Source organism: Henriciella sp., from assembly GCF_049649345.1.
Classification (GTDB): domain Bacteria; phylum Pseudomonadota; class Alphaproteobacteria; order Caulobacterales; family Hyphomonadaceae; genus Henriciella.
In genome coordinates, this window is sequence record NZ_JBARZC010000511.1 from 1 (window position 1) to 2,300 (window position 2,300).

A 2,300-nucleotide genomic window follows, 5' to 3' on the forward strand; every position below is an offset into this window, starting at 1 on the left:
CCGGCGTCGAGTATGGCACAGGCGGGATTTATGAAGAGAATTTCGGCGTACGGCTCGGTTTGAGTACCCGCTTCGGCGCTGACCATTCATTCAGATCAAACTATAATAGCCGCCGCGACCAGCTAAACGCGTCCTTCTCGAAGGGATATGACGACAAGGTCGGTGAATACGGTTACGAAGCCGGAATTCGGCGATCGGATAATTCGGTCAGCGCCGACGTGCGCGGCGACTATATTTCCAACCGCTTTGAAGCTCGCGCAGCCTACATTTCGTCGGGATCGGACTTCGACACCATCGGCGATAGCAATACCGCCTTCTTGCAGATCGGAAGCTCAATCGCTTACGCTGGCGGAAAGGTCGCCATCGGCCGGCCGATCAATGACAGCTTCGTTATTGCCTCGCCCCATGAAAGCCTTCGCGAAGAGCAGGTCATTATTGGCGATCAGTTGCGGGACAACGAATACGAAGCGGAAAGCGGGTGGTTCGGACCAGCTCTTGCATCGCGCGTATATTCCTACAGTCGCCAGGACATCGCATATGATCTCAAGGATGCGCCGCCAGGAACGGATATCGGCACGGGCATCGAGACGCTCAATCCTCCGTATCGCAGCGGGTATGTGCTGACAGTCGGAACTGAAGCGAATGTGAGCGCTGTGGGCACGTTGATTTTGTCCGGCACGCCTGGATCGCTTCTGGTCGGACGCGTCGAAGGCATAGACGATCCTGACTATGAAGCGACCGCCTTCTTTACAAATTCGGTTGGGCGATTTGCCGTCGTGGGACTGAAGGCTGGAAACTCATACCGAATAAAATTGAACGACCAGGACATCGACTTTGAGATCGAAGTCCCGGACAATGGAACCAATCTGGTGCGCTTAGGCGAAGTGAATCTGGATCTGCCAAATGGGGGCAAATAGATGCGCATATTGATCATACTACTTGGGGCGATGTATCTGATGGGGGCGTTGCCCGCTTCCGCCTGCGATCTGCAATTCAGCCGCTCGGACCAGACTTTCAGTCTCTCACCGAGTGCATCGCAGCTGGATGAGCCGCTTCGTGAAACCGTGAGCGTCGTCATACGCAATCGCAGCGACCAGGAGTGCGTGTTCAAACTGGGATTCGGACGAGACGCAACGGCGACTGATCGGGATTTCCCGACCACGCGTGTGTTTGGGCCGGCCGGCGAAATACGGGTCCAATATGTGAGCAGCGCATCCTATGCAGGCGGTGCAGGCTACATGCTTTCGCAAACCATTCCAGCGAACAGCGACCTTCGCATAGCCTTCAACTTCGCCATCGATCTTGATTGGGGCACCCGGTCGGGATCGTACAATCAGCGTTTCCTGTTGTCGCTCATAGACGAGGCAACAACAACGCAGACTGCGCTCACGGAAATAAACCTGCTTCTTGACGTGCCGCCAGCCATCCGACTCAGATTTGTCGGAAACAATGACCGCCTGGATCTCGGAGCTCTTTCCGACGAGACGACGACGGTTTCGCCGCCCTTCGGTCTTCGCATCTTCTCGACATCACCTTATGAGGTGGCCGTCAGTTCCGAAAACCAGGGCGCGCTGGTGCAGCAGAATGGCCGTGCGCGGATACCCTATTTCATGAAGCTGGCGGGGCGCCAGCTGGATCTTGCCGTTGCCGCCGACATTCTTACGTTTGCCAATTCTCCCGGCCGTCTGGGGCGCGTACTCCCCATTATCGTGCTCGTACCCCCGGCCAAAAATCGCCTGGCGGGACGGTATTCGGACACGGTCACGGTCACGGTCTCTACGATCTGAAACGTCTGCTAACTTAGCGGGGCTGCAGCCAGTGTGATATTGAGATCTGCCTGAAGTCCGATGGCCTCCAGGGCGACCTTCTGCTCGCCAAACTTCGCGCCGGTCCGGACAATCACGTCGGTCTGGCTCCCATTGGAAAGATCAACAACTTCATTGGCGTATATCAGTTGCGCGGTTTCACCAGGCTCCAGCGGGCGGTGGTGAGCGCGAACGACGAACCCGTTGCCATTGTTGCAGTTCTCGAACGCCGTTGTGCTAACCGAGTCGTCAATTTGCGCGATCGTGACGGGAGTGAAGTCCACTTCGCAGCTTTCTCGGACCGTTGCGCCAACATTGAGCGTACCCTGACCGACGGCGACTTCTGCGCAAACCAGACTAAAGAGAGTGACAGCGAGTAACCGCATCATGATCAATTTCCCAGACTCTCTCAGACGATAGCCGGGAATGTTAAACAATGAGTTTCAGCGGCCGATTAATCCACACCTAGTTTTCGGACTCAGATTGGCTCAGCAC

2 protein-coding genes and 1 pseudogene are annotated in these 2,300 nt (G+C 56.0%); 2 read left to right on the forward strand and 1 reads right to left on the reverse strand.

What is annotated here, in order from left to right; translation table 11 throughout:
* Together WA989_RS14145 and WA989_RS14150 are read left to right on the forward strand one after the other, a co-directional pair.
* A pseudogene (locus tag WA989_RS14145) lies at positions 1–917 on the forward strand (hypothetical protein); the annotation flags it as partial.
* 9 nt (positions 918–926) lie between these two features.
* Entirely contained in the window at positions 927–1,787 is an 861-nt protein-coding gene (locus tag WA989_RS14150; protein ID WP_424341132.1) for a hypothetical protein, read from the forward strand.
* An 8-nt stretch (positions 1,788–1,795) separates the two neighbouring features.
* Here the strand turns inward: WA989_RS14150 and WA989_RS14155 are convergent, their stop codons facing one another.
* Positions 1,796–2,194: a hypothetical protein gene (locus WA989_RS14155; protein WP_424341133.1), complete on the reverse strand. Its 399-nt coding sequence runs from the start codon at positions 2,192–2,194 to the stop codon at positions 1,796–1,798.
* Positions 2,195–2,300 lie beyond the last annotated feature (106 nt).